The sequence below is a fragment of the Orbaceae bacterium lpD04 genome, from assembly GCA_036251935.1.
GTDB classification, from domain to species: Bacteria; Pseudomonadota; Gammaproteobacteria; order Enterobacterales; family Orbaceae; genus Orbus; species Orbus wheelerorum.
Map to the genome: position 1 here is coordinate 2,550,895 of CP133967.1, position 23,328 is coordinate 2,574,222.

The 23,328-nt window shown below is 39.2% G+C and carries 5 protein-coding genes; 2 read left to right on the top strand and 3 right to left on the bottom strand.

Translation table 11 applies throughout. The features are described from left to right. Nucleotides 1–107: 107 nt before the first annotated feature. The 3 genes from RHO14_11315 to argF all read right to left on the bottom strand — a co-directional run bounded on the left by RHO14_11315 (nucleotide 108) and on the right by argF (nucleotide 18,438). The gene (locus RHO14_11315; GenBank protein WVD70933.1) at nucleotides 108–16,601 is read right to left on the bottom strand and encodes an ESPR-type extended signal peptide-containing protein; all 16,494 of its coding nucleotides are present in this window, start codon (nucleotides 16,599–16,601) and stop codon (nucleotides 108–110) included. A gap of 329 nt (nucleotides 16,602–16,930) precedes the next feature. After that, nucleotides 16,931–17,431 (bottom strand): phosphatidylglycerophosphatase A, encoded by a 501-nt coding sequence (locus RHO14_11320; GenBank protein WVD70934.1) that lies wholly within the window; start codon nucleotides 17,429–17,431, stop codon nucleotides 16,931–16,933. Continuing rightward, the gene (argF, locus tag RHO14_11325; GenBank protein WVD70935.1) at nucleotides 17,431–18,438 is read right to left on the bottom strand and encodes an ornithine carbamoyltransferase; all 1,008 of its coding nucleotides are present in this window, start codon (nucleotides 18,436–18,438) and stop codon (nucleotides 17,431–17,433) included. Before argF ends, RHO14_11320 begins: the two co-directional genes overlap by 1 nt. Nucleotides 18,439–18,710: 272 nt before the next feature. On the opposite strand from argF, the gene carA reads away from it, so the two are divergent. Both carA and carB read left to right on the top strand, forming a co-directional pair. Next, nucleotides 18,711–19,871, top strand: a complete 1,161-nt coding sequence (carA, locus tag RHO14_11330) for a glutamine-hydrolyzing carbamoyl-phosphate synthase small subunit (GenBank protein WVD70936.1) — start codon at nucleotides 18,711–18,713, stop codon at nucleotides 19,869–19,871. Nucleotides 19,872–19,875: 4 nt separating this feature from the next. Then, entirely contained in the window at nucleotides 19,876–23,088 is a 3,213-nt protein-coding gene (gene carB / locus RHO14_11335) for a carbamoyl-phosphate synthase large subunit (GenBank protein WVD70937.1), read from the top strand. Nucleotides 23,089–23,328: the final 240 nt, after the last annotated feature.

Genomic DNA, 23,328 nt, shown 5'->3' on the forward strand with positions numbered 1-23,328 from the left:
TCAGTTATATTTAATTAAATATGGCGGTTAGTTAAAATAGTAAAAAAGAGGAATTGTTATCGACACAATTCCTCTTTTAGTTAATATTACAATAAGTAGAATATTGGTTAGAATTGATATTTTAAGCCAATATTAGCACTATAATTTTGTGAATCATGTTGTCCTTGTCGATAATTAATCTCGCCAGAAATAGTAAAGTTATCTTTTAATTGAGCTTGCATACCTAGCTTACCTTCCACCATTAAACGAGCTTTATCTGAAGATAATGAAGTACCATCAAATTTCACTGATGACTGAGTATTATCAACCCATAAGTTCACACCGGCATAAGGCTTTATACTGCCCTGCATTGGATAAAAATAAGAACCAATTCGATAAATAAAGTGACCATCGAGCGATTGACCAATATTCGTGCCCGCATGATCTCTGTGGTTACTAATATTATAATGTAAGTAACTAATTTGTGCTTGAGGCTCAATAACCCAATTATCATTGATCGGTATTGGATAACCACCTTGCACTGTGTAGCTAAATAAATTAGAACGATACTTATCGGTATCATTACCATGCGAAGTCACTTTATTACGATAGCTACCATAAGAGAAATAGTAATCAATAAATGGACTCAAAGGATCATCCCCATCAAAAAACCATGAAGCATAAATACCAAATGTATTTCCATTAACACTACCACTACTATCAGAGCTTGTATTACGGTTTTCGGAAGATGATTTAGCATAAGTCGTCCCGGTCATAGCACCGAGCACTAGAGCGCTTTCATTGTTATAAAAAGTATGATCAATACCAATTACAGAGGAGAATTCGTTGTAATGGTATCGAATTTGCCCACCACCAGCCTCACCCCTAGAACGACCAGCAGTATTAATCATCCAAACAGAATTTAAATGTTCGCCATCATTTTTAGCAATTCGATCCATCGACCTTAGCCCACCAGCCCCCCCAGCCAAAGCTCCCGATGGTTTAGAACCAAAACTTGGTAGTAATGACTTGCTAACCGCATCCATATTAGCAATATAGTCACCAAAATCTGGACGAATATCATTATTCGAAGTTAAATACCAATTTTGATCAGAATTATTACGATTTAATACATACTCGTAGGCACCTTTGGTAACCACATTATCAAGTTTAAACGCGCCAATATCCGATGAACCATTATCAATTAATTTAATGCCGTCAACTGTTGTTTGAGCGCCACTAATAGAACCAATATCATTAATATGAATCGAAGTATTGCCGCCGGCATGTCCACTAATAATAAGGTGATCTAATTGACTATTGTTATTATCACCAAGATCAGTATTGATATTAATTACAGCATTATTATATCCTGTATAATTACCATTAATTGTCAAAGTGTTACCGATAATATTACCACTGCTAATGTTCACCGTATTATAGTTATCAACATCATTATTAATAACGAAGCTTACAGGTGTAGTTGTAAGTCTAGTCACCGTTGAATCGGCTATAACATTAATATTGCCATAGTTAATCACTTTACCACTAATGATCCCCGATCCGCTTAACGTCGCTCCCTGAGCTATCGTGACATTAGCCGCATTCGAACCACCTAATGTAGTACCTTGATTAATCCATAAGCCGCCTTGATTGACATCCGTCTTACCCGTATAGGCTTCAGTCTGATCTATTGTTAAAACACCCGTTCCATTTTTAATAAAATCACCACTACCAGTGATACTATTTAACATCTTTTGAGATTGAGCTAAATTAAATAACAGACTTCCATCATTATCAATTAGTGCACTACCTAGTTGATTAACATCATTTATGGTTAAGCTTGCAATGTTTGACACATTAATATTACCAGTAAAACTCGTGTTATTAGCACTTAAGCTAGTATTAGCATTTATATTGACAGATCCTGTTCCTGTTAAAACATTGGCTAATGAATTACTATTATTGATATTTAAATTTCCGCTAATATCAATGGCACCAAATCCTAATGTACCTGCATCACTTAAACTAATCGATGAACCAGAATTTATTGATGTTGATGCCGTTAAATTATTATTAGCATTGCTAACTGTCAAGTGACCACCATTAACAATTATGCGACCACTGCCACTTAATGAACCTGATGAACTACCACCATTAGTGATAGTTAATTCCCCTCCCGACAACGCAAGACTGCCACTATTAACTAGCTGACCGACGCTTTGCTCATGACCACTTAAATCGGCGCTTGCAGTGCTATTAATATTAAGTGTGGCAGTTTGACCAAATGCATTATCTGAGCCAGCAATTACCTTTCCACTACTAACTGTCGTTGCCCCGGTATAACTATTAAAACTATTTTCTAACGTCATCCCCGCTGCATCACTATTAAGCATTAAACTTCCTGTACCGCTCACCTTTGCCGTTAAGGTTTTATTGGTCGCATTCGTAGTATCTAACGTTAATGTTTGTCCTGATTGTAAAGCTAATCCCGTTAATTGATAGCTGACACCAAGACCATTGTTTTTCACTAAACTATAATCATACGTCGCCTCGGCTACCGTATTCCCATTTTCAATGATACTGTGTAATGTTAAATCACTTAGCACATTGCCATGGGTATCTTGTAAAGTAATTTGGTTGATATTTAAACTATCGCTATTTTGTGCCGTGACTAACTGATTTACCTCGCCATGACTTTGATCGAGTAAGTTGTCCGCTTGGCTTATACTACTAGGCGGAATATTATTTTTATTGATCTGTACAATACTAGCAGCGGATGTTGATAATTTATTAGTGTTTACCGAGCCATCACCATTGAAAACAATAACTCCGCCATTTAGCGTTAAATTACTGATATCTTGCTCACTTGTACCTACCGTCGTTTTACTGCCACTAGATAAACTCAAGGTCGCATCTGTTAGGGCGGTGGTATTATCGCCCGATAACGTAAAGACGGTATCACTTAAATTAACGGTTCCGGCAAAGGCGCTACCCGCACTACTGCCAAAGTTAAATGCAGCATCACCGCTGCTCACGTTAATTTGACCCTGACCTGATAACCCGTTATTTAAGGTGTATGCACCGCTACTGGTAATATTCAAACTGTCTGTCGTACTATCAATATCGATGGTCGCGGCCGTATTGAGTTGGCTATCACTACTCACCGTTAAAGCGGAGCCATCTTTAAGCGTTATTGCCCCACTTAAGCTACTTGCCTTACTATTACTCGCCGATAATGTTAACTGACTATTTGATAATGTTAAGTTACCGCTTCCTGTTAAACTATTGGCAAGCTCGGTGGCTGTGGCACCATTATAATCCGATAACACCAGTGTGCTGCCGGCACTGATAGCGACATCACTTGTCCCTATGTTATCCGTGCTTGACACGGTTAAAGTGCTATTACCTGCAAGCGCATAATCGCCAGTAAAGCCACTATTGTTACCCCTTAAGCTCATATCCGCACTATTATTAATATTTACCGTGCCGCTTGTGCCACTAAGTTGGTTACTAATAACCCCACTCACACCATTAAAATTAAGCACTGATGTGCTATCTTGTAAATCAACGGTTGCGGTAGTTGCTCCTAAATTATTAATGCTTGCCACGCTTAATGAGCCATTATGCTCAATACTATGTTGACCCGTAAAATAGCTATTATCACCAGTTAGATTAACTGTTGCATGACTATAAATAATGCCAGAACCACTCAGATTGTTGGCGATTGCGTTATTCACATTAAGGTTTAGTTGCCCTAAAATATCTACATTCCCAAGGCCAAGGGTACCGGCTCCCGATAAACTAACCGATGCCTCTGTTTCTATATTAGTTGTTGCTGATAAATTTTCATTAGCGCTCGTTATCGATAAATCACCGCCGGTGATGTTAAGTGTACCGCTACCACTCAATAGTCCACTTGAAGTACCACCATGAATTATATTTAACTCAGCACCTGATAACTCAAGCTCACCAGTATTAGCTAAAACCCCAATCGTTTGTATTTTGCTATTGAAATCGATACTTGCTCCAGAATTGATATTTAATGTTGACGTGTCTCCAAATGCATTATCTGAGCCAGCAATTACCTTTCCGCTACTAACTGTCGTTGCCCCTGTATAACTGTTTGCGCTATTATCTAACGTCATCCCCGACGCATCACTATTAAGCATTAAACTTCCGGAACCGCTTACCTTTGCCGTTAAGGTTTTATTGGTCGCACTGCTAGTATTTAGCGTTAACGTCTCACCTGACTGTAAATCTAACCCCGTTAATTGATAGCTGACACCAAGACCATTATTTTTCACTAAGCTATAATCATATGTCGCCTCGGCTACCGTATTACCGTCTTCAACGATATTGCGTAGCGTCGAATCGCTGATGACAATGCCATTGGTATCTTGTAAAGTAATTTGGTTAATATTTAGACTGTCGCTATTTTGCGCCGTGACTAATTGACTTACCTCGCCAAGGCTTTGATCGAGTAAATTATCGGCTTGGCTTATACTGTTAGAAGGAATATTATCTTTATTGATTTGTACAATACTATTAGCGGATGTTGCTAATTTATTAGTACTTACCGTGCCATCACCATTGAAAACAATAACTCCGCCATTTAACGTTAAATTACTGATATCTTGCTCACTTGTACCTACCGCCGTTTTACTGCCACTAGATAAACTCAAGGTCGCATCGGTTAGGGCGGTGGTATTATTCCCCGATAATGTAAAGACGGTATCACTTAAATCAACGATTCCGGCAAAGGCGCTACCCGCACTACTGCCAAAGTTAAATGCAGCGTCACCGCTGCTCACGTTAATTTGACCCTGACCTGATAACCCATTATTTAAGGTGTAGGCACCGCTACTGCTAATATTCAAACTGTCTGTCGTACTATCAATATCGATGGTCGCAGCCGTATTGAGTTGGCTATCACGACTCACCGTTAAAGCGGAGCCATCTTTAAGCGTTATTGCCCCACTTAAGCTACTTGCCTTACTATTACTCGCCGATAATGTTAACTGACTATTTGATAATGTTAAGTTACCGCTTCCTGTTAAACTATTGGCAAGCTCGGTGGCTGTGGCACCATTATAATCCGATAACACCAGTGTGCTGCCGGCACTGATAGCGACATCACTTGTCCCTATGTTATCCGTGCTTGACACGGTTAAAGTGCTATTACCTGCAAGCGCATAATCGCCAGTAAAGCCACTATTGTTACCAATTAAACTCATATCAGCATTATTATTAATATTTACCGTGCCCTCGGCTCCTGTAAATGTGTGGGCAATGTTACCAATCACACCATTAAAATTAAGTGTAGACGCACTATCTTCAAGATCGACAACAACACTATCTGAGCCTAAATTTTGTGCACTACTAACAGTTAACGTACTATTATGTTTAATTTTATGCTGGCCCGTAAAAGAACTATTATCGCCAGTTAGGTTCATGGCTGCATTACTAATAATTGTCCCAGAACCAGCAATATTATGAATTACATCATTATCTGAATTAAAATTAAGTTGCCCTAAAAGGGCGACATCGCCACTGCCCAGCGTGCCATTACCCGATAAGCTAACCGAGGCATTGCTGCCTATATTCGTAACGGCGGATAAGCCTGCATTTGCCGTCGTTATCGCTAAATCACCGCCCGTGATATTAAGTGTACCGCTACCACTTAACGTACCTGATGAGCTACCACCATTCGTTACCGTTAATGCCCCGCCGGATAGCGCAAGGCTGCCGCTGTTGGCGAGCTGACCCACTGTTTGCTTATAACCATTGATATCTGCGCTCGTAGAGGCACTAATATTTAGTGCGGAGGTCTGACCAAATGCATTATCTGAGCCCGCAATCACCTTGCCACTGCTAACGGTTGTTGCGCCAGTATAACTGTTTGCGCTATTGGTTAGTGTAAGCCCGGTCGTATCACTCTTTAAGCTTAAACTACCCACGCCACTAACTTGCGCCGTTAGCGTTTTATTGCTTGCACTGCTAGTGTCTAACGTTAACGTTTGCCCTGATTGTAAGTCTAAGCCTGTTAATTGATAGCTGACACCAAGTCCACTATTTTTCACTAAACTATAATCATACGTTGCCTCGGCTACCGTATTCCCATCTTCAACGACACTGTGTAGTGTTGAATCGCTTAGCTCATTACCATCGGTATCTTGTAACGTGATTTGATTTACATCTAAATCATCACTGTTTTGTGCAGTGATTAGCTGACTTGTCTCTCCATGATTTTGATCGAGTAAATTCTGTGCCCCACTTGCGCTATTAGAGGGAATATTATCTTTATTGATCTGTACAATACTATCAGCGGATGTTGCTAATTTATTGGTACTGACAGTACCATCACCATTGAAAACAATGACTCCGCCATTTAGCGTTAAATTACTGATATCTTGCTCACTTGTACCTACCGTCGTTTTACTGCCACTAGATAAACGTAGTGTCGCATCCGTTAGGGCAGTGGTATTATTCCCCGATAATGTAAAGACGGTATCACTTAAATCAACGGTTCCGGCAAAGGCGCTACCCGCACCACTGCCAAAGTTAAATGCAGCGTCACCGCTGCTCACATTAATTTGACCCTGACCTGATAACCCATTATTTAAGGTGTAGGCACCACTACTGGTAATATTCAAACTGTCTGTCGTACTATCAATATCGATGGTCGCAGCCGTATTAAGTTGGCTATCACTACTCACCGTTAAAGCGGAGCCATCTTTAAGCGTTATTGCCCCACTTAAGCTACTTGCCTTACTATTACTCGCCGATAATGTTAACTGAGTATTTGATAATGTTAAGTTACCACTACCCGTTAACTTATTGCCAAGCTCACTGGCTGTCGAGGCGGTGCTATTATAATCTGATAACACCAGTGTGCTACCGGCGCCGATAGCGACATCACTTGTTCCTATGTTATTCGTGCTTGACACGGTTAAAGTGCTATCACCCGCCAGCGCATAATTACCCGTAAAGCCACTATTATTACCCCTTAAGCTCATATCCGCACTATTATTAATATTTACCGTGCCGCTTGTGCCGCTAAGTTGGTTACTAATAACCCCACTCACACCATTAAAATTAAGCACTGATGTGCTATCTTGTAAATCAACGGTTGCGGTAGTTGCCCCTAAATTATTAATGCTTGCCACACTTAATGAGCCATTACTGCCAATATTATGTTGTCCCGTAAAGCCGCTATTATTACCGGTTAAAACGATGGCAGCATTATTATTAAGCGTCCCGCTGCCACTTAAATTGTTCCCCAGTGTATTAGCTACCGCTAGGTTCAATGCACCTAACAGCGTCACATCACCACTGCCCAGCGTGCCACTGCCCGATAAGCTAACCGAGGCACTGCTGCCTATACTTGTAACGGCAGACAGCCCTGCATTTGCTGTGGTTACCGCTAAATCACCGCCCGTGATATTAAGTGTACCGCTGCCACTTAATGTACCTGATGAGCTACCACCATTCGTTACCGTTAATACCCCGCCCGTTAGCGCAAGGCTGCCGCTGTTGGCGAGCTGACCCACTGTTTGCTTATAACCATTGATATCTGCGCTCGTAGAGGCACTAATATTTAGTGCGGAGGTCTGACCAAATGCATTATCTGAGCCCGCAATCAGCTTGCCACTGCTAACAGTCGTTGCACCGGTATAACTGTTTGCGCTATTGGTTAGTGTAAGCCCGGTCGTATCACTCGTTAAGCTTAAATTACCCGCGCCACTAACTTGCGCCGTTAGCGTTTTATTGCTCGCACTGCTAGTGTCTAACGTTAACGTTTGCCCTGACTGCAATGCCAATTGCCTTAAACCATAATTGACCTTTAACCCACTGTCATTCAGTACACTGTAATTATAACTTCCTTTGGCAACCACTGAGCTGCCTTGCGTAATATCTATTGTATAATTACTATCAAACGTATCACCCGCCAGATCTTGCAACGTGATTTTACTGACATCAACGCCGCTACTCTCTGTTGCATAAACCAGTGTTTTTACGCTGCCTTGATTCTGATCTAATAAGTTTTCGCTATCAACCGCCATCACATCAACTTGTACCGTGGTGTTATTACTGCTGGTTGCAAGCGTATCAGTTGTGATGGTATTACCGGTGCCAAAGATAATCGTCCCACCGTTTAGCGTTAAGTTACCTACCGCTTGCCGGCTACCATTGACGGTTGTTTTACTGCCACTTGATAAACTTAGTGTCGCATCTGTTAGGGCGGTGGTATTATCACCCGATAACGTAAAGACGGTATCACTTAAATCAACGGTTCCGGCAAAGGCGCTACCCGCACCACTGCCAAAGTTAAATGCAGCGTCACCGCTGCTCACATTAATTTGACCCTGACCTGATAACCCGTTATTTAAGGTGTACGCACCGCTACTGGTAATATTCAAACTGTCTGTCGTACTATCAATATCGATGGTCGCAGCCGTATTAAGTTGGCTATCACTACTCACCGTTAAAGCGGAGCCATCTTTAAGCGTTATTGCCCCACTTAAGCTACTTGCCTTACTATTACTCGCCGATAATGTTAACTGAGTATTTGATAATGTTAAGTTACCACTACCCGTTAACTTATTGCCAAGCTCACTGGCTGTCGAGGCGGTGCTATTATAATCTGATAACACCAGTGTGCTACCGGCGCCGATAGCGACATCACTTGTTCCTATGTTATTCGTGCTTGACACGGTTAAAGTGCTATCACCCGCCAGCGCATAATTACCCGTAAAGCCACTATTATTACCCCTTAAGCTCATATCCGCACTATTATTAATATTTACCGTGCCGCTTGTGCCGCTAAGTTGGTTACTAATAACCCCACTCACACCATTAAAATTAAGCACTGATGTGCTATCTTGTAAATCAACGGTTGCGGTAGTTGCCCCTAAATTATTAATACTTGCCACACTTAATGAGCCATTACTGCCAATATTATGTTGTCCCGTAAAGCCGCTGTTATTACCGGTTAAAACGATGGCAGCATTATTATTAAGCATCCCGCTGCCACTTAAATTGTTCCCCAGTGTATTAGCTACCGCTAGGTTCAATGCACCTAACAGCGCCACATCACCACTGCCCAGCGTACCACTGCCCGATAAGCTAACCGAGGCACTGCTGCCTATACTTGTAACGGCAGACAGCCCTGAATTTGCTGTGGTTACCGCTAAATCACCGCCCGTGATATTAAGTGTACCGCTGCCACTTAATGTACCTGATGAGCTACCACCATTCGTTACCGTTAATGCCCCGCCCGTTAGCGCAAGGCTGCCGCTGTTGACGAGCTGGCCCACTGTTTGCTTATAACCATTGATATCTGCGCTCGTAGAGGCACTAATATTTAGTGCGGAGGTCTGACCAAATGCATTATCTGAGCCCGCAATCAGCTTGCCACTGCTAACAGTCGTTGCACCGGTATAACTGTTTGCGCTATTATCTAATATTATTCCCGCAGCATCGCTATTAAGCATCAAATTACCCACACCGCTAACTTGCGCCGTTAGCGTTTTATTGCTCGCACTGCTAGTGTCTAACGTTAACGTTTGCCCTGACTGCAATGCCAATTGCCTTAAACCATAATTGACCTTTAACCCACTGTCATTCAGTACACTGTAATTATAACTTCCTTTGGCAACCACTGAGCTGCCTTGCGTAATATCTATTGTATAATTACTATCAAACGTATCACCCGCCAGATCTTGCAACGTGATTTTACTGACATCAACGCCGCTACTCTCTGTTGCATAAACCAGTGTTTTTACGCTGCCTTGATTCTGATCTAATAAGTTTTCGCTATCAACCGCCATCACATCAACTTGTACCGTGGTGTTATTACTGCTGGTTGCAAGCGTATCAGTTGTGATGGTATTACCGGTGCCAAAGATAATCGTCCCACCGTTTAGCGTTAAGTTACCTACCGCTTGCCGGCTACCATTGACGGTTGTTTTACTGCCACTTGATAAACTTAGTGTCGCATCTGTTAGGGCGGTGGTATTATCACCCGATAACGTAAAGACGGTATCACTTAAATCAACGGTTCCGGCAAAGGCGCTACCCGCACCACTGCCAAAGTTAAATGCAGCGTCACCGCTGCTCACATTAATTTGACCCTGACCTGATAACCCGTTATTTAAGGTGTACGCACCGCTACTGGTAATATTCAAACTGTCTGTCGTACTATCAATATCGATGGTCGCAGCCGTATTAAGTTGGCTATCACTACTCACCGTTAAAGCGGAGCCATCTTTAAGCGTTATTGCCCCACTTAAGCTACTTGCCTTACTATTACTCGCCGATAATGTTAACTGAGTATTTGATAATGTTAAGTTACCACTACCCGTTAACTTATTGCCAAGCTCACTGGCTGTCGAGGCGGTGCTATTATAATCTGATAACACCAGTGTGCTACCGGCGCCGATAGCGACATCACTTGTTCCTATGTTATTCGTGCTTGACACGGTTAAAGTGCTATCACCCGCCAGCGCATAATTACCCGTAAAGCCACTATTATTACCCCTTAAGCTCATATCCGCACTATTATTAATATTTACCGTGCCGCTTGTGCCGCTAAGTTGGTTACTAATAACCCCACTCACACCATTAAAATTAAGCACTGATGTGCTATCTTGTAAATCAACGGTTGCGGTAGTTGCCCCTAAATTATTAATGCTTGCCACACTTAATGAGCCATTACTGCCAATATTATGTTGTCCCGTAAAGCCGCTATTATTACCGGTTAAAACGATGGCAGCATTATTATTAAGCGTCCCGCTGCCACTTAAATTGTTCCCCAGTGTATTAGCTACCGCTAGGTTCAATGCACCTAACAGCGTCACATCACCACTGCCCAGCGTACCACTGCCCGATAAGCTAACCGAGGCACTGCTGCCTATACTTGTAACGGCAGACAGCCCTGCATTTGCTGTGGTTACCGCTAAATCACCGCCCGTGATATTAAGTGTGCCGCTGCCACTTAATGTACCTGATGAGCTACCACCATTCGTTACCGTTAATGCCCCGCCCGTTAGCGCAAGGCTGCCGCTGTTGACGAGCTGGCCCACTGTTTGCTTATAACCATTGATATCTGCGCTCGTAGAGGCACTAATATTTAGTGCGGAGGTCTGACCAAATGCATTATCTGAGCCCGCAATCACCTTGCCACTGCTAACGGTTGTTGCGCCAGTATAACTGTTTGCGCTATTGGTTAGTGTAAGCCCGGTCGTATCACTCGTTAAGCTTAAATTACCCGCGCCACTAACTTGCGCCGTTAGCGTTTTATTGCTCGCACTGCTAGTGTCTAACGTTAACGTTTGCCCTGACTGCAATGCCAATTGCCTTAAACCATAATTGACCTTTAACCCACTGTCATTCAGTACACTGTAATTATAACTTCCTTTGGCAACCACTGAGCTGCCTTGCGTAATATCTATTGTATAATTACTATCAAACGTATCACCCGCCAGATCTTGCAACGTGATTTTACTGACATCAACGCCGCTACTCTCTGTTGCATAAACCAGTGTTTTTACGCTGCCTTGATTCTGATCTAATAAGTTTTCGCTATCAACCGCCATCACATCAACTTGTACCGTGGTGTTATTACTGCTGGTTGCAAGCGTATCAGTTGTGATGGTATTACCGGTGCCAAAGATAATCGTCCCACCGTTTAGCGTTAAGTTACCTACCGCTTGCCGGCTACCATTGACGGTTGTTTTACTGCCACTTGATAAACTTAGTGTCGCATCTGTTAGGGCGGTGGTATTATCACCCGATAACGTAAAGACAGTATCACTTAAATCAACGGTTCCGGCAAAGGCGCTACCCGCACCACTGCCAAAGTTAAATGCAGCGTCACCGCTGCTCACGTTAATTTGACCCTGACCTGATAACCCGTTATTTAAGGTGTAGGCACCACTACTGGTAATATTCAAACTGTCTGTCGTACTATCAATATCGATGGTCGCAGCCGTATTAAGTTGGCTATCACTACTCACCGTTAAAGCGGAGCCATCTTTAAGCGTTATTGCCCCACTTAAGCTACTTGCCTTACTATTACTCGCCGATAATGTTAACTGAGTATTTGATAATGTTAAGTTACCACTACCCGTTAACTTATTGCCAAGCTCACTGGCTGTCGAGGCGGTGCTATTATAATCTGATAACACCAGTGTGCTACCGGCGCCGATAGCGACATCACTTGTTCCTATGTTATTCGTGCTTGACACGGTTAAAGTGCTATCACCCGCCAGCGCATAATTACCCGTAAAGCCACTATTATTACCCCTTAAGCTCATATCCGCACTATTATTAATATTTACCGTGCCGCTTGTGCCGCTAAGTTGGTTACTAATAACCCCACTCACACCATTAAAATTAAGCACTGATGTGCTATCTTGTAAATCAACGGTTGCGGTAGTTGCCCCTAAATTATTAATGCTTGCCACACTTAATGAGCCATTACTGCCAATATTATGTTGTCCCGTAAAGCCGCTATTATTACCGGTTAAAACGATGGCAGCATTATTATTAAGCGTCCCGCTGCCACTTAAATTGTTCCCCAGTGTATTAGCTACCGCTAGGTTCAATGCACCTAACAGCGTCACATCACCACTGCCCAGCGTGCCACTGCCCGATAAGCTAACCGAGGCACTGCTGCCTATACTTGTAACGGCAGACAGCCCTGCATTTGCTGTGGTTACCGCTAAATCACCGCCCGTGATATTAAGTGTACCGCTGCCACTTAATGTACCTGATGAGCTACCACCATTCGTTACCGTTAATACCCCGCCCGTTAGCGCAAGGCTGCCGCTGTTGGCGAGCTGACCCACTGTTTGCTTATAACCATTGATATCTGCGCTCGTAGAGGCACTAATATTTAGTGCGGAGGTCTGACCAAATGCATTATCTGAGCCCGCAATCAGCTTGCCACTGCTAACAGTCGTTGCACCGGTATAACTGTTTGCGCTATTATCTAATATTATTCCCGCAGCATCGCTATTAAGCATCAAATTACCCACACCGCTAACTTGCGCCGTTAGCGTTTTATTGCTCGCACTGCTTGTATCTAGCGTTAACGTTTTTCCTGACTGTAAATCTAATCCTATTAATTGATAGCTAACACCAAGACCATTAGCTTTCACTAAGCTATAATCATATGTCGCCTCGGCTACCGTATTGCCATCCTCAATGATACTGTGTAGCGTTGAATTGCTAAGCACATTACCATTGGTATCTTGTAAAGTTAGTAGGTTTACATCTAAACTATCGCTATTTTGAGCAATGATTAGCTGATCTATCTCACCATGGCTTTGATCAATTAAGTTACCAGCTTGGCTTACACTACTAGGCGGAATATTATCTTTATTGATCTGTAAAATACTACTCGCTAATGTCGATAATTTATTGGTACTTACAGTATTATTACCATTAAAAATAATGACCCCGCCATCTAGCGTTAAATTACCAATATCTTGCTCACTCGCACCTACCGTCGTTTTACTACCGCTTGATAAACTCAATGTTGCATTCGTTAAAGCGGTGGTATTATCGCCTGATAATGTAAAGATTGTATCACTTAAGCCAACGGTTCCGGTGAAGGCATCCCCCACACTACTACCAAAATTAAAGGCTACGTTATCACTATTCACGTTAATTTGCCCTTGACCTGATAGCGCATTATTTAGTGAGGTTTGACTTACGTTCAATACACCATCTATTTGTGCTTTAGCAGTGCCTAGTTGAGTATTATTGGAGGTTGTTACCGTTGATGCAGATGCAATATTCCATAAACCTGAAAAGCTAGAATTATCATTAATTAATGTTACATTTGCGCCATTGGTAAAATTAACATCACCTGCTCCGGCTAATACAACTCCAACAGTATCATTATAAGTACTAGTAAAAGATAGGGAGGATGCTTCATCTATATTTACCTTACCTGAAGCTAAATTATTTTTATTTAATAATGAGAAAGATGAACTAGTTAAGTTTATATTTGTAAAGTTTTTTAGTTCGGTTAAATTATTTGAGGTAAGAATTGAATCAATAAAATTAAGTGAATTATTTGTACCACTTCCAGCATTTAAGGTACCAATGGAATTAATCGAACTAGACTCCATACCCGTTAAATTAAATGTATTAGTACCACTACCTGTTGTAACGCTTGCTACTTCGACGCTATTACCAATATTGACGATATTATTTCCATTACCTAGAGTAATCGCCCCGGTTGTCGTTGAATTATTATTTAAATTTAAAGTATTATTACCATTTCCGGCCGTGATACCGCCATCTAATAAATTATTGTTTGAAATAATATTTTTAACGTTACCATTATTAAAAACAATATTACCCGTAATTGAACTATTATTAACAAGAGTACGAGCATTACTACCGTTAATTTTAATCGCCGTCGCATCTAGGGCTTTAATAATAATATTATCTGTGACGGTAATTACATCACTAGACAATCCTCCGGCAATTAAAATAGCGGTACCCGTGCCTGTTGTTCCCTCATTACCGCTACTATCAGTTACATTGATGGTTAAATAGCTATTTTTTATTGCGGATAAATTAGTATTTAAATTTAAGCCGAGTCCATCACCTGTAACTGTAATGATGTTATTTTGATTATCATCATTTTGTGCAAAAACGATATTGTTTAAATTAGCCTCATTAAAAGCCGTTCGATCAACTACATTAACATTAACACCTTTTAATGTTACTGCTGAATCTCCATTACTAATTGCTTGCCCAGTCGAGCCACTAGCAAGATTAATGGTTGTTCCAGTGATAACGTGTGAGTTGATTGTACTGCTATTTTGAAAATTAAGCCCCGTAGCAGAGCCTGTTAAATTAAAAATGCCACCCGTAATATTTAAATTAACATTACCACTAGCACTGTTGGAACCGATAATAATACCATTACCGCTACTTGCATTAATAATACCCTCTTGAGCATCATTTGGTTCTTTTGTTAAATCAACTATCATATTATTACCTGAAGTTGAATTTAGCACTAAACCTGCTGTAGTTGTATTAATGTTTGCAACATTTTTAACAAAAACCTCACCCGAACCATTATGAGTAATATTCATACCAGTCGCCGCAGTAATATTGGTTGCAGAACGAATATAAATACCACTATTATTTTTAGTCGTTGTTAAAACATCTAGATTATTATTTAAATATTCGCTTTTAGCGACATTAATACCAATTCCTGAAACATTAAAATTAGATCCCGAAGCTAAATTAAAAACCACATCATCGGCATTATACTCGCCATTATTAACGATACTATTAGAATAAAGACTACTCGAAAGACGGTAATTACTTCCCCCGATATTAGTAAGCCCATTACCCGCTAGCTGAGCACCATTAACACCAGCAACAATTATTTGCGCGCCAGAACCAAATACGCCACTATTTTTATCATAACTACCTATTTTTATACCAACGTTATTACCCGTTGCATCACCAAATACATTTTGTTGGCTCCATAACTTAAATATAGCACCGTCTTCAAATACATACGAATAGCCATAACCATGAGATCCACTTGACCCATCACCAGAGGTAAAGTTAGTTTTTGCATCGAGATTAAAACTAACATCCGAGCCATTTTTAAATGTTAATTGATTTTGTTGTAAATCATTAGTTTTATTCCAAAAAACGTAAGCATAACTACTATTATCACCAGTACCATAAAAATCTAAGTGCCCAGTAAAATCAACTTTACTACCATTGATCCATTGCTTATTTGCCCGACTATAAAAAGCATCTTCAGCATTTGAGTTAGTAAAAGAGCCAATAGTAATTTTACTATAAATATTTTGGTTATAAGTGTAGCCAGCCAAGTAATTGGCATCAAATTTATTTAATGTATTTCCTGTTGAAGAAGTTGAATAACTGTTGCCGTTTAGATAAGCCACTCCAACATTAGCACCAGTTCCATATGACAAAACACCTAGCGTCATATTAGTAATATTATCAATATTGTTAAAAACAGTGTTGATACTAGACGTTGCATCTGTGACATAAAACATGACATTATTTGAACTCGTACTACTTTTATCTGTGGCTAGACTAATACCATCAAAACTCAGTGTTACTTGATTTTGTGCATTGCCCCCTCTAGCAAATATAGAGCTAGAAGAACTAGTGCCATTATTTATAGCATAATCACCGCTTATGGTTATATTGTTTCTTGAGCCAAAATCAAACTTAGTGGAGCTTGAAGAACTAAGTTGTCCTCCCACTATATTTTTTGATATAGCATAGGCGTTACCATTTTGGTAATCACTTAAATTGATACTTCCTGTTAGCGTAATATCGCTACAAGTCTGATCGTTTAAATATTGTCCGAAAGTACTCGCGTTCGCTGCAGAGCAAGCAGCAATGGCGTTATTTGCGAAAATTAGCGGTGATGAGAATAGCCCTAATAAAATAAATGATTTGGATAGGAATGTTAATTTAGATAATTGTATCGGCCGAATACCACTTTTACTTGAAGATTTTTGTTTTCCTTTGGCAAACTCATTTGCGACGATCCAAGATCGATATGCCGCACTCCAAATAACTCGATAAACTTTATTCATAGTACTCAAAGCCTCACATATATTATACTGATAACCTTTGTATAATTAAAATAGAGCAATACCAATTAAAATTCAAGTGGATAAATTAACAACTATAAATGGTATAACCTATAAATAGGCAAATATGGCGGGTAATACTACTGTTACGATGAGTAATAATAAAAAAGAAAAATTATTTATTTTGTTCAAAAAAAATGATTAAACTGATTTTATTTTGGCGAAAATATATCAAAGAAAAGTAATTATTAGAAACATAGACACAAAAGTGATAAAACTTTGGGATAAATTAAAAAGAGCACAATTATTTTTTAATTGTGCTCTATGAAGAATCAGCTGATCCAAAACGTTAATAGATATACCACAATAGAAGAAAAAATTGCTGCGATAACATCATCGATCATAATACCAAACCCACCTGACACTTTTTGATCAGCTAAACGAATAGGCCAAGGCTTTACCATATCGAAAAAACGAAAAATAATAAAAGCTATCAAAACCCATAAAACAGAGAGATGAGGAATAAAAAAAAGAGTGATCCACATTCCAACAAACTCATCCCAAACAATATGACCCGAATCATGTGTATGCGTATCATCAGATGTTTTCTGACATAGAAAACAACCAAAAACAAAAGCAACCACAATCAAGATCCAATATAAAATAGGAATTAACTGACAAAAAAGCAGCCATATTGGAATTGCCATCAAAGAGCCCATAGTGCCAGGCATAATAGGTGACATCCCGCTACCGAGCCCTACCGCTAAAAAATGAATAGGGTTAGTTAGACGAATATATTGTTTAAAACTAGAATTTTTATTTGTTTTAGTCATTAATCTTTACTTAATGTTGCAACCATGACGGCTTTGATCGTATGAAGACGATTTTCGGCTTCATCAAATACAATACTGTGTTTTGATTCAAACACATCATCAGTTACTTCAAGTCCATTATTTAAATTATACTGCGCGGCCATTTGTTTACCAACAACAGTATTCATATCATGAAACGCAGGTAAACAATGCATAAACTTAACATTTGGGTTATGTGTCAAATTAATCACATTTTGATTAATTTGGTAAGGAGCCAATAATTTGACTCGTTCATCCCATACATTTTTAGGCTCTCCCATCGAGACCCATACATCAGTATATAAGAAATCGACATCTTTGACACCTAGCTCGATATCTTCAGTTAGAATAATCTTCGCTCCTGTTTTTGCAGAGATAACCATACATTGTTCGACTAAAGATGGATCTGGCTGACAAATTTTAGGAGCAACTAAACGAATTTCCATTCCCATCAATGCAGCCCCTTCCATTAATGAATTTCCCATGTTATTACGAGCATCACCTAAATAAGCAAATTTAACACTATTAAGTTGACGACCGCCAATATGCTCTTTCATGGTCATAAAATCAGCTAGAATTTGTGTTGGATGAGCCTCATTAGTAAGACCATTCCAAACGGGCACTCCTGCATATTTTGCTAATGCCTCAACAATTTCTTGTCCATATCCTCGATATTGAATACCATCATACATTCGGCCAAGAACCCTTGCCGTATCAGCAATTGACTCCTTATTCCCAATCTGACTTCCACTCGCACCCAAATAGGTAACGCAAGCCCCCTGATCGAAGGCGCCAACCTCAAATGCACAGCGTGTACGTGTTGAGTCTTTTTCAAAAATTAGAGCAATATTTTTACCTGTTAAATATTTAATCTCTCGACCTTGTTTTTTAGCATTTTTTAACTCTATTGATAATGTAATTAATTGATCAATCTCCAAGGGAGTAAAATCGAGTAGACGTAAAAAATGGCGCTGATAAAAACCATACATAATTTGCTCCTAGAATTACTAATAATTTTAAAAAATTTTATTTGAATAATTATTCAATTTCAAGTTAAAGATAATAAATTCTCTTTTAAAGTTTAAAAAACAGGTAAAAGTCTCAAAATTTAGACTTTTTTTCGAGATAAATTTTATAATATCGTTTTATTTATCCAATTTATTATAATAAAATAGTTGTTATTATAATTTATCGATGTAAACTATCGTGAATTTATATTCATAAATAATGATTTATTATTCAAATAAGGTTGTCATTTATTATGCAAAATCATGCGATTCTTATTCTACAAGATGGTTCCCAATTTTTAGGTAAGTCAATTGGGGCTGATGGAGAAACCGTTGGAGAGGTAGTATTTAATACGTCAATGACAGGCTATCAAGAAATTCTAACGGATCCCTCTTACGCTGAGCAAATTGTTACATTAACTTATCCACATATTGGTAATGTGGGGACAAATCCTGATGATGAAGAATCGACTAAAATTTATACTAAAGGCTTAATTATTCGAGATCTTCCCTTAATTACAAGTAATTTTCGTAGTACTGAAAATTTAACTACCTACCTAAAAAAACATAATATTGTTGCGATTTCAGATATAGACACACGAAAACTAACGCGCATTTTAAGAGAAAAAGGTGCTCTGCATGGCTGCATTGTCTCTGGTAACAATAAAGATGAGTTATTACAAAAAGCAGATCAAATTCTATTTAAAGCTCAAAACTTTAAAGGTATTAATGGGCTTGATTTGGCGAAAGAGGTCACAACCAAACAACATTATAATTGGCTTGATGGTACGTGGACATTAGATCATGACAACCTGACTAAAAAAACAGAAAATACGCGCCAATATAACGTAATAGCTTATGATTTTGGTATTAAAAGAAATATTTTACGCATGTTAGCAGACCGAGGATGCAACATTACTGTTGTCCCTGCACAATTACCTGCAAATGAAGTATTAGCCCTCAACCCTGATGGTATTTTTTTATCTAATGGGCCAGGCGATCCTGCGCCATGTACTTACGCGATCGAGGCAATTCAACAATTTTTAACAACAGATATCCCTATTTTTGGAATTTGTTTAGGTCATCAGTTGCTTGCTCTGGCTTGTGGAGCTAAAACGGTCAAAATGAAATTTGGTCATCATGGTGGTAATCACCCTGTAAAAGATATTGAAAAAAATAAAGTAATAATTACCGCTCAAAATCATGGCTTTGCCGTCGATGAAGCCTCTTTACCAAACTATCTCCGAGTTACCCATAAATCATTATTTGATGGATCACTACAAGGTATTCATCACAATATAAAACCAGCGTTTAGCTTTCAAGGTCACCCAGAAGCAAGCCCTGGTCCACATGATGCAGCCTATTTATTTGATCATTTTATCGAATTAATCTCTATTTATAAGCAGGAGCAATAACAAGATGGCAAAGCGAACTGATATAAAAAGTATCCTAATCATTGGTGCTGGACCTATTATTATTGGCCAAGCATGTGAATTTGATTATTCAGGAGCTCAAGCGTGCAAAGCTTTGCGTGAGGAAGGTTATCGAGTCATTTTAGTCAATTCAAATCCAGCAACAATTATGACCGATCCTGAAATGGCTGATGCGACATATATTGAACCAATACACTGGACGACGGTACGTAAAATCATTGAAAAAGAAAAACCGGATGCAATTCTACCAACAATGGGAGGGCAAACAGCCCTTAACTGCGCATTAGAATTAGAAAAACAAGGTGTTTTAAAAGAATTCAATGTTGAAATGATCGGTGCGACCGCTGATGCAATTGATAAAGCAGAAGATCGTAGACGTTTTGATCAAGCAATGAAAAAAATTGGTCTTGAAACTGCCCGTAGTGGTATTGCACATACTTTAAGTGAAGCAAATGATGTACTCAATCAAGTCGGATTTCCTTGTATTATCAGACCATCATTCACGATGGGAGGCACCGGTGGGGGGATTGCTTATAATCGTGAAGAATTTGAAGATATATGCTTACGAGGTTTAGATCTTTCACCAACAAATGAACTATTAATTGATGAATCATTAATTGGTTGGAAAGAGTATGAAATGGAAGTCGTTCGCGATAAAAATGACAACTGTATTATTGTCTGCTCAATCGAAAATTTTGATCCGATGGGGATTCATACTGGTGATTCGATTACTGTTGCACCAGCCCAAACATTGACGGATAAAGAGTATCAAATTATGCGTAATGCCTCATTAGCGGTATTACGTGAAATTGGTGTTGAAACCGGTGGATCAAATGTTCAATTTTCAGTAGACCCAAAAACGGGACGCTTAATCGTTATTGAGATGAACCCTCGCGTATCGAGATCGTCAGCATTAGCATCTAAAGCAACGGGCTTTCCTATTGCTAAAATTGCAGCAAAATTAGCTATTGGTTATACACTTGATGAACTCGCAAATGATATTACTGGGGGAAAAACGCCGGCGTCATTTGAACCATCAATCGACTATGTAGTAACAAAAATTCCTCGTTTTAATTTTGAAAAATTCGTAGGCTGTAATGATCGTTTAACAACTCAAATGAAATCAGTTGGAGAAGTCATGGCGATTGGTCGAACTTTTCAAGAATCACTACAAAAAGCCATAAGGGGACTTGAAGTTGGTGCAACAGGTTTCGACCCTAAAGTAGATAATTATATTGAAAATAATGAGTTAGCAAAAATTCGTAGAGAATTACAAGAAGCAGGCGCTGAAAGAATTTGGTATATTGGCGATGCCTTTAGAGCTGGTTTTACATTAGATGAGGTGTTTGAATTAACACATATCGACCGTTGGTTCCTGGTTCAAATACAACAAATTATTAAACTTGAGCAAAGTGTCAGTCAAACCTCACTTGATAAACTTGATTATGACATGTTAAGGCTGCTTAAACGTAAAGGTTTTTCTGATGCAAGGCTCGCTAAATTATTGCATGTTCCAGAATATGAAATTCGCCATAAACGTCATAAACTTAACCTTTACCCAGTCTACAAACGTGTTGATACTTGCGCGGCAGAATTTGCAACAAATACGGCTTATTTATACTCAACTTATGAAGATGAGTGTGAAGCCAAGCCACAATTTGAACAAAAGAAAATAATGATCCTTGGTGGTGGGCCAAACCGTATTGGACAAGGCATTGAGTTCGATTATTGCTGTGTACATGCGGCACTGGCTTTACATCAAGATGGCTATGAAACAATCATGGTCAATTGTAATCCAGAAACCGTATCAACTGATTATGATACATCTGATCGGCTCTATTTTGAGCCAGTAACATTAGAGGACGTACTTGAAATCGTACATGTAGAAAAACCAACAGGTGTCATTGTGCAATATGGTGGTCAAACCCCTCTTAAATTAGCTCGCGCACTTGAAGCTGCTGGTGTACCCATTATTGGGACGTCTCCTGATTCTATAGACCAAGCAGAAGATCGCCAGCGTTTTCAGCAAATTGTTGATAATTTAAAATTAAAACAGCCAGTCAATGGTACTGTTTCTGATTTAGAACAAGCCATTATCACCGCAGAAAAAATTGGTTACCCTTTAGTCGTTCGTCCATCTTACGTTCTTGGTGGTAGGGCAATGGAAATTGTCTATGATGAAAATGACTTAAGACGTTATTTTAAAACCGCGGTAAGTGAATCAAATAATGCGCCTGTTTTATTAGATCATTTTCTTGATGATGCTATTGAAGTCGATATTGACGTAATTAGTGATGGCAATAATGTTGTAATTGGTGGCATTATGGAGCATATAGAACAAGCGGGGGTTCATTCTGGCGACTCAGCTTGTTCGCTACCAACACATACATTAAGCATGGAAATTTTAACTCAGTTACGTGAGCAAGCTAAACAATTAGCGTTAGCCCTTAATGTTAAAGGCTTAATGAATGCACAATTCGCAATAAAAAATAATGAAATTTATTTGATTGAAGTTAATCCAAGAGCAGCAAGAACGGTACCTTTCGTTTCAAAAGCAACTGGAATGCCACTAGCTAAAATTGCAGCACGTGTTATGGCAGGGCAATCACTATTACAACAAAACATAATAAAAGAAATAATCCCGCCCTACTATTCAGTGAAAGAAGTCGTATTACCCTTTAATAAATTTAGCGGCGTAGATCCTATTTTAGGGCCAGAAATGCGCTCAACTGGTGAAGTAATGGGAATAGGTAAAACCTTTGCAGAGGCGTTTGCTAAGGCTCAGTTAGGTAGCTTGTCAAATATAAAAAAATCGGGTAAGGCTTTACTTTCAGTCCGTGATCAGGATAAGAAGCGAGTTATAGAAATAGCTAAAACACTCATCGAACATGGTTTCACAATTGATGCAACAAATGGCACGGCAACTTTTCTTAAATCTCAAGGTATTGACTGCCGAGAAGTAAAAAAAGAAACCGAAGGCCGCCCAAATATTCACGACTATATCAAGAATGGTGAATATAGCTACATCTTAAACACAACATCGGGAAGAGCAGCAATTGAAGCTTCAAAAATACTACGTCGTAGTGCTATTCAATATAAAGTTCATTATGACACAACTATGAATGCCGCATATGCAACAACCGTAGCGTTAGATCACAATCCAGCTGAACAGGTGATTTCATTGCAGGAATTATACTAACGATTCATTTTAAATTTTTTACAATAATTGACGGTGAAATAAAGCGCGAAAAATAAATGAATATATCAAGTTAATATTTATGGCTTGATATATTTGCTTCATAAAAAATAATCATTTATTGAGTAAAAATGTTGATTTTTCGTTAAAATATTGTTGTAAGCTATTATTATAATATAAAATTTATTTTAAATATAAAAAATGAATAGTTTCCTAGTAAATACTTGACTATAATAGTCAAGT

What these genes read in the sequence shown, in the direction of transcription:
- RHO14_11320 (WVD70934.1), bottom strand. Translation starts at nt 17,431, where the DNA reads ATGACTAAAACAAATAAAAATTCTAGTTTTAAACAATATATTCGTCTA.
- carB (WVD70937.1), top strand. Translation starts at nt 19,876, where the DNA reads ATGGCAAAGCGAACTGATATAAAAAGTATCCTAATCATTGGTGCTGGA.
- RHO14_11315 (WVD70933.1), bottom strand. Translation starts at nt 16,601, where the DNA reads ATGAATAAAGTTTATCGAGTTATTTGGAGTGCGGCATATCGATCTTGG.
- carA (WVD70936.1), top strand. Translation starts at nt 18,711, where the DNA reads ATGCAAAATCATGCGATTCTTATTCTACAAGATGGTTCCCAATTTTTA.
- argF (WVD70935.1), bottom strand. Translation starts at nt 18,438, where the DNA reads ATGTATGGTTTTTATCAGCGCCATTTTTTACGTCTACTCGATTTTACT.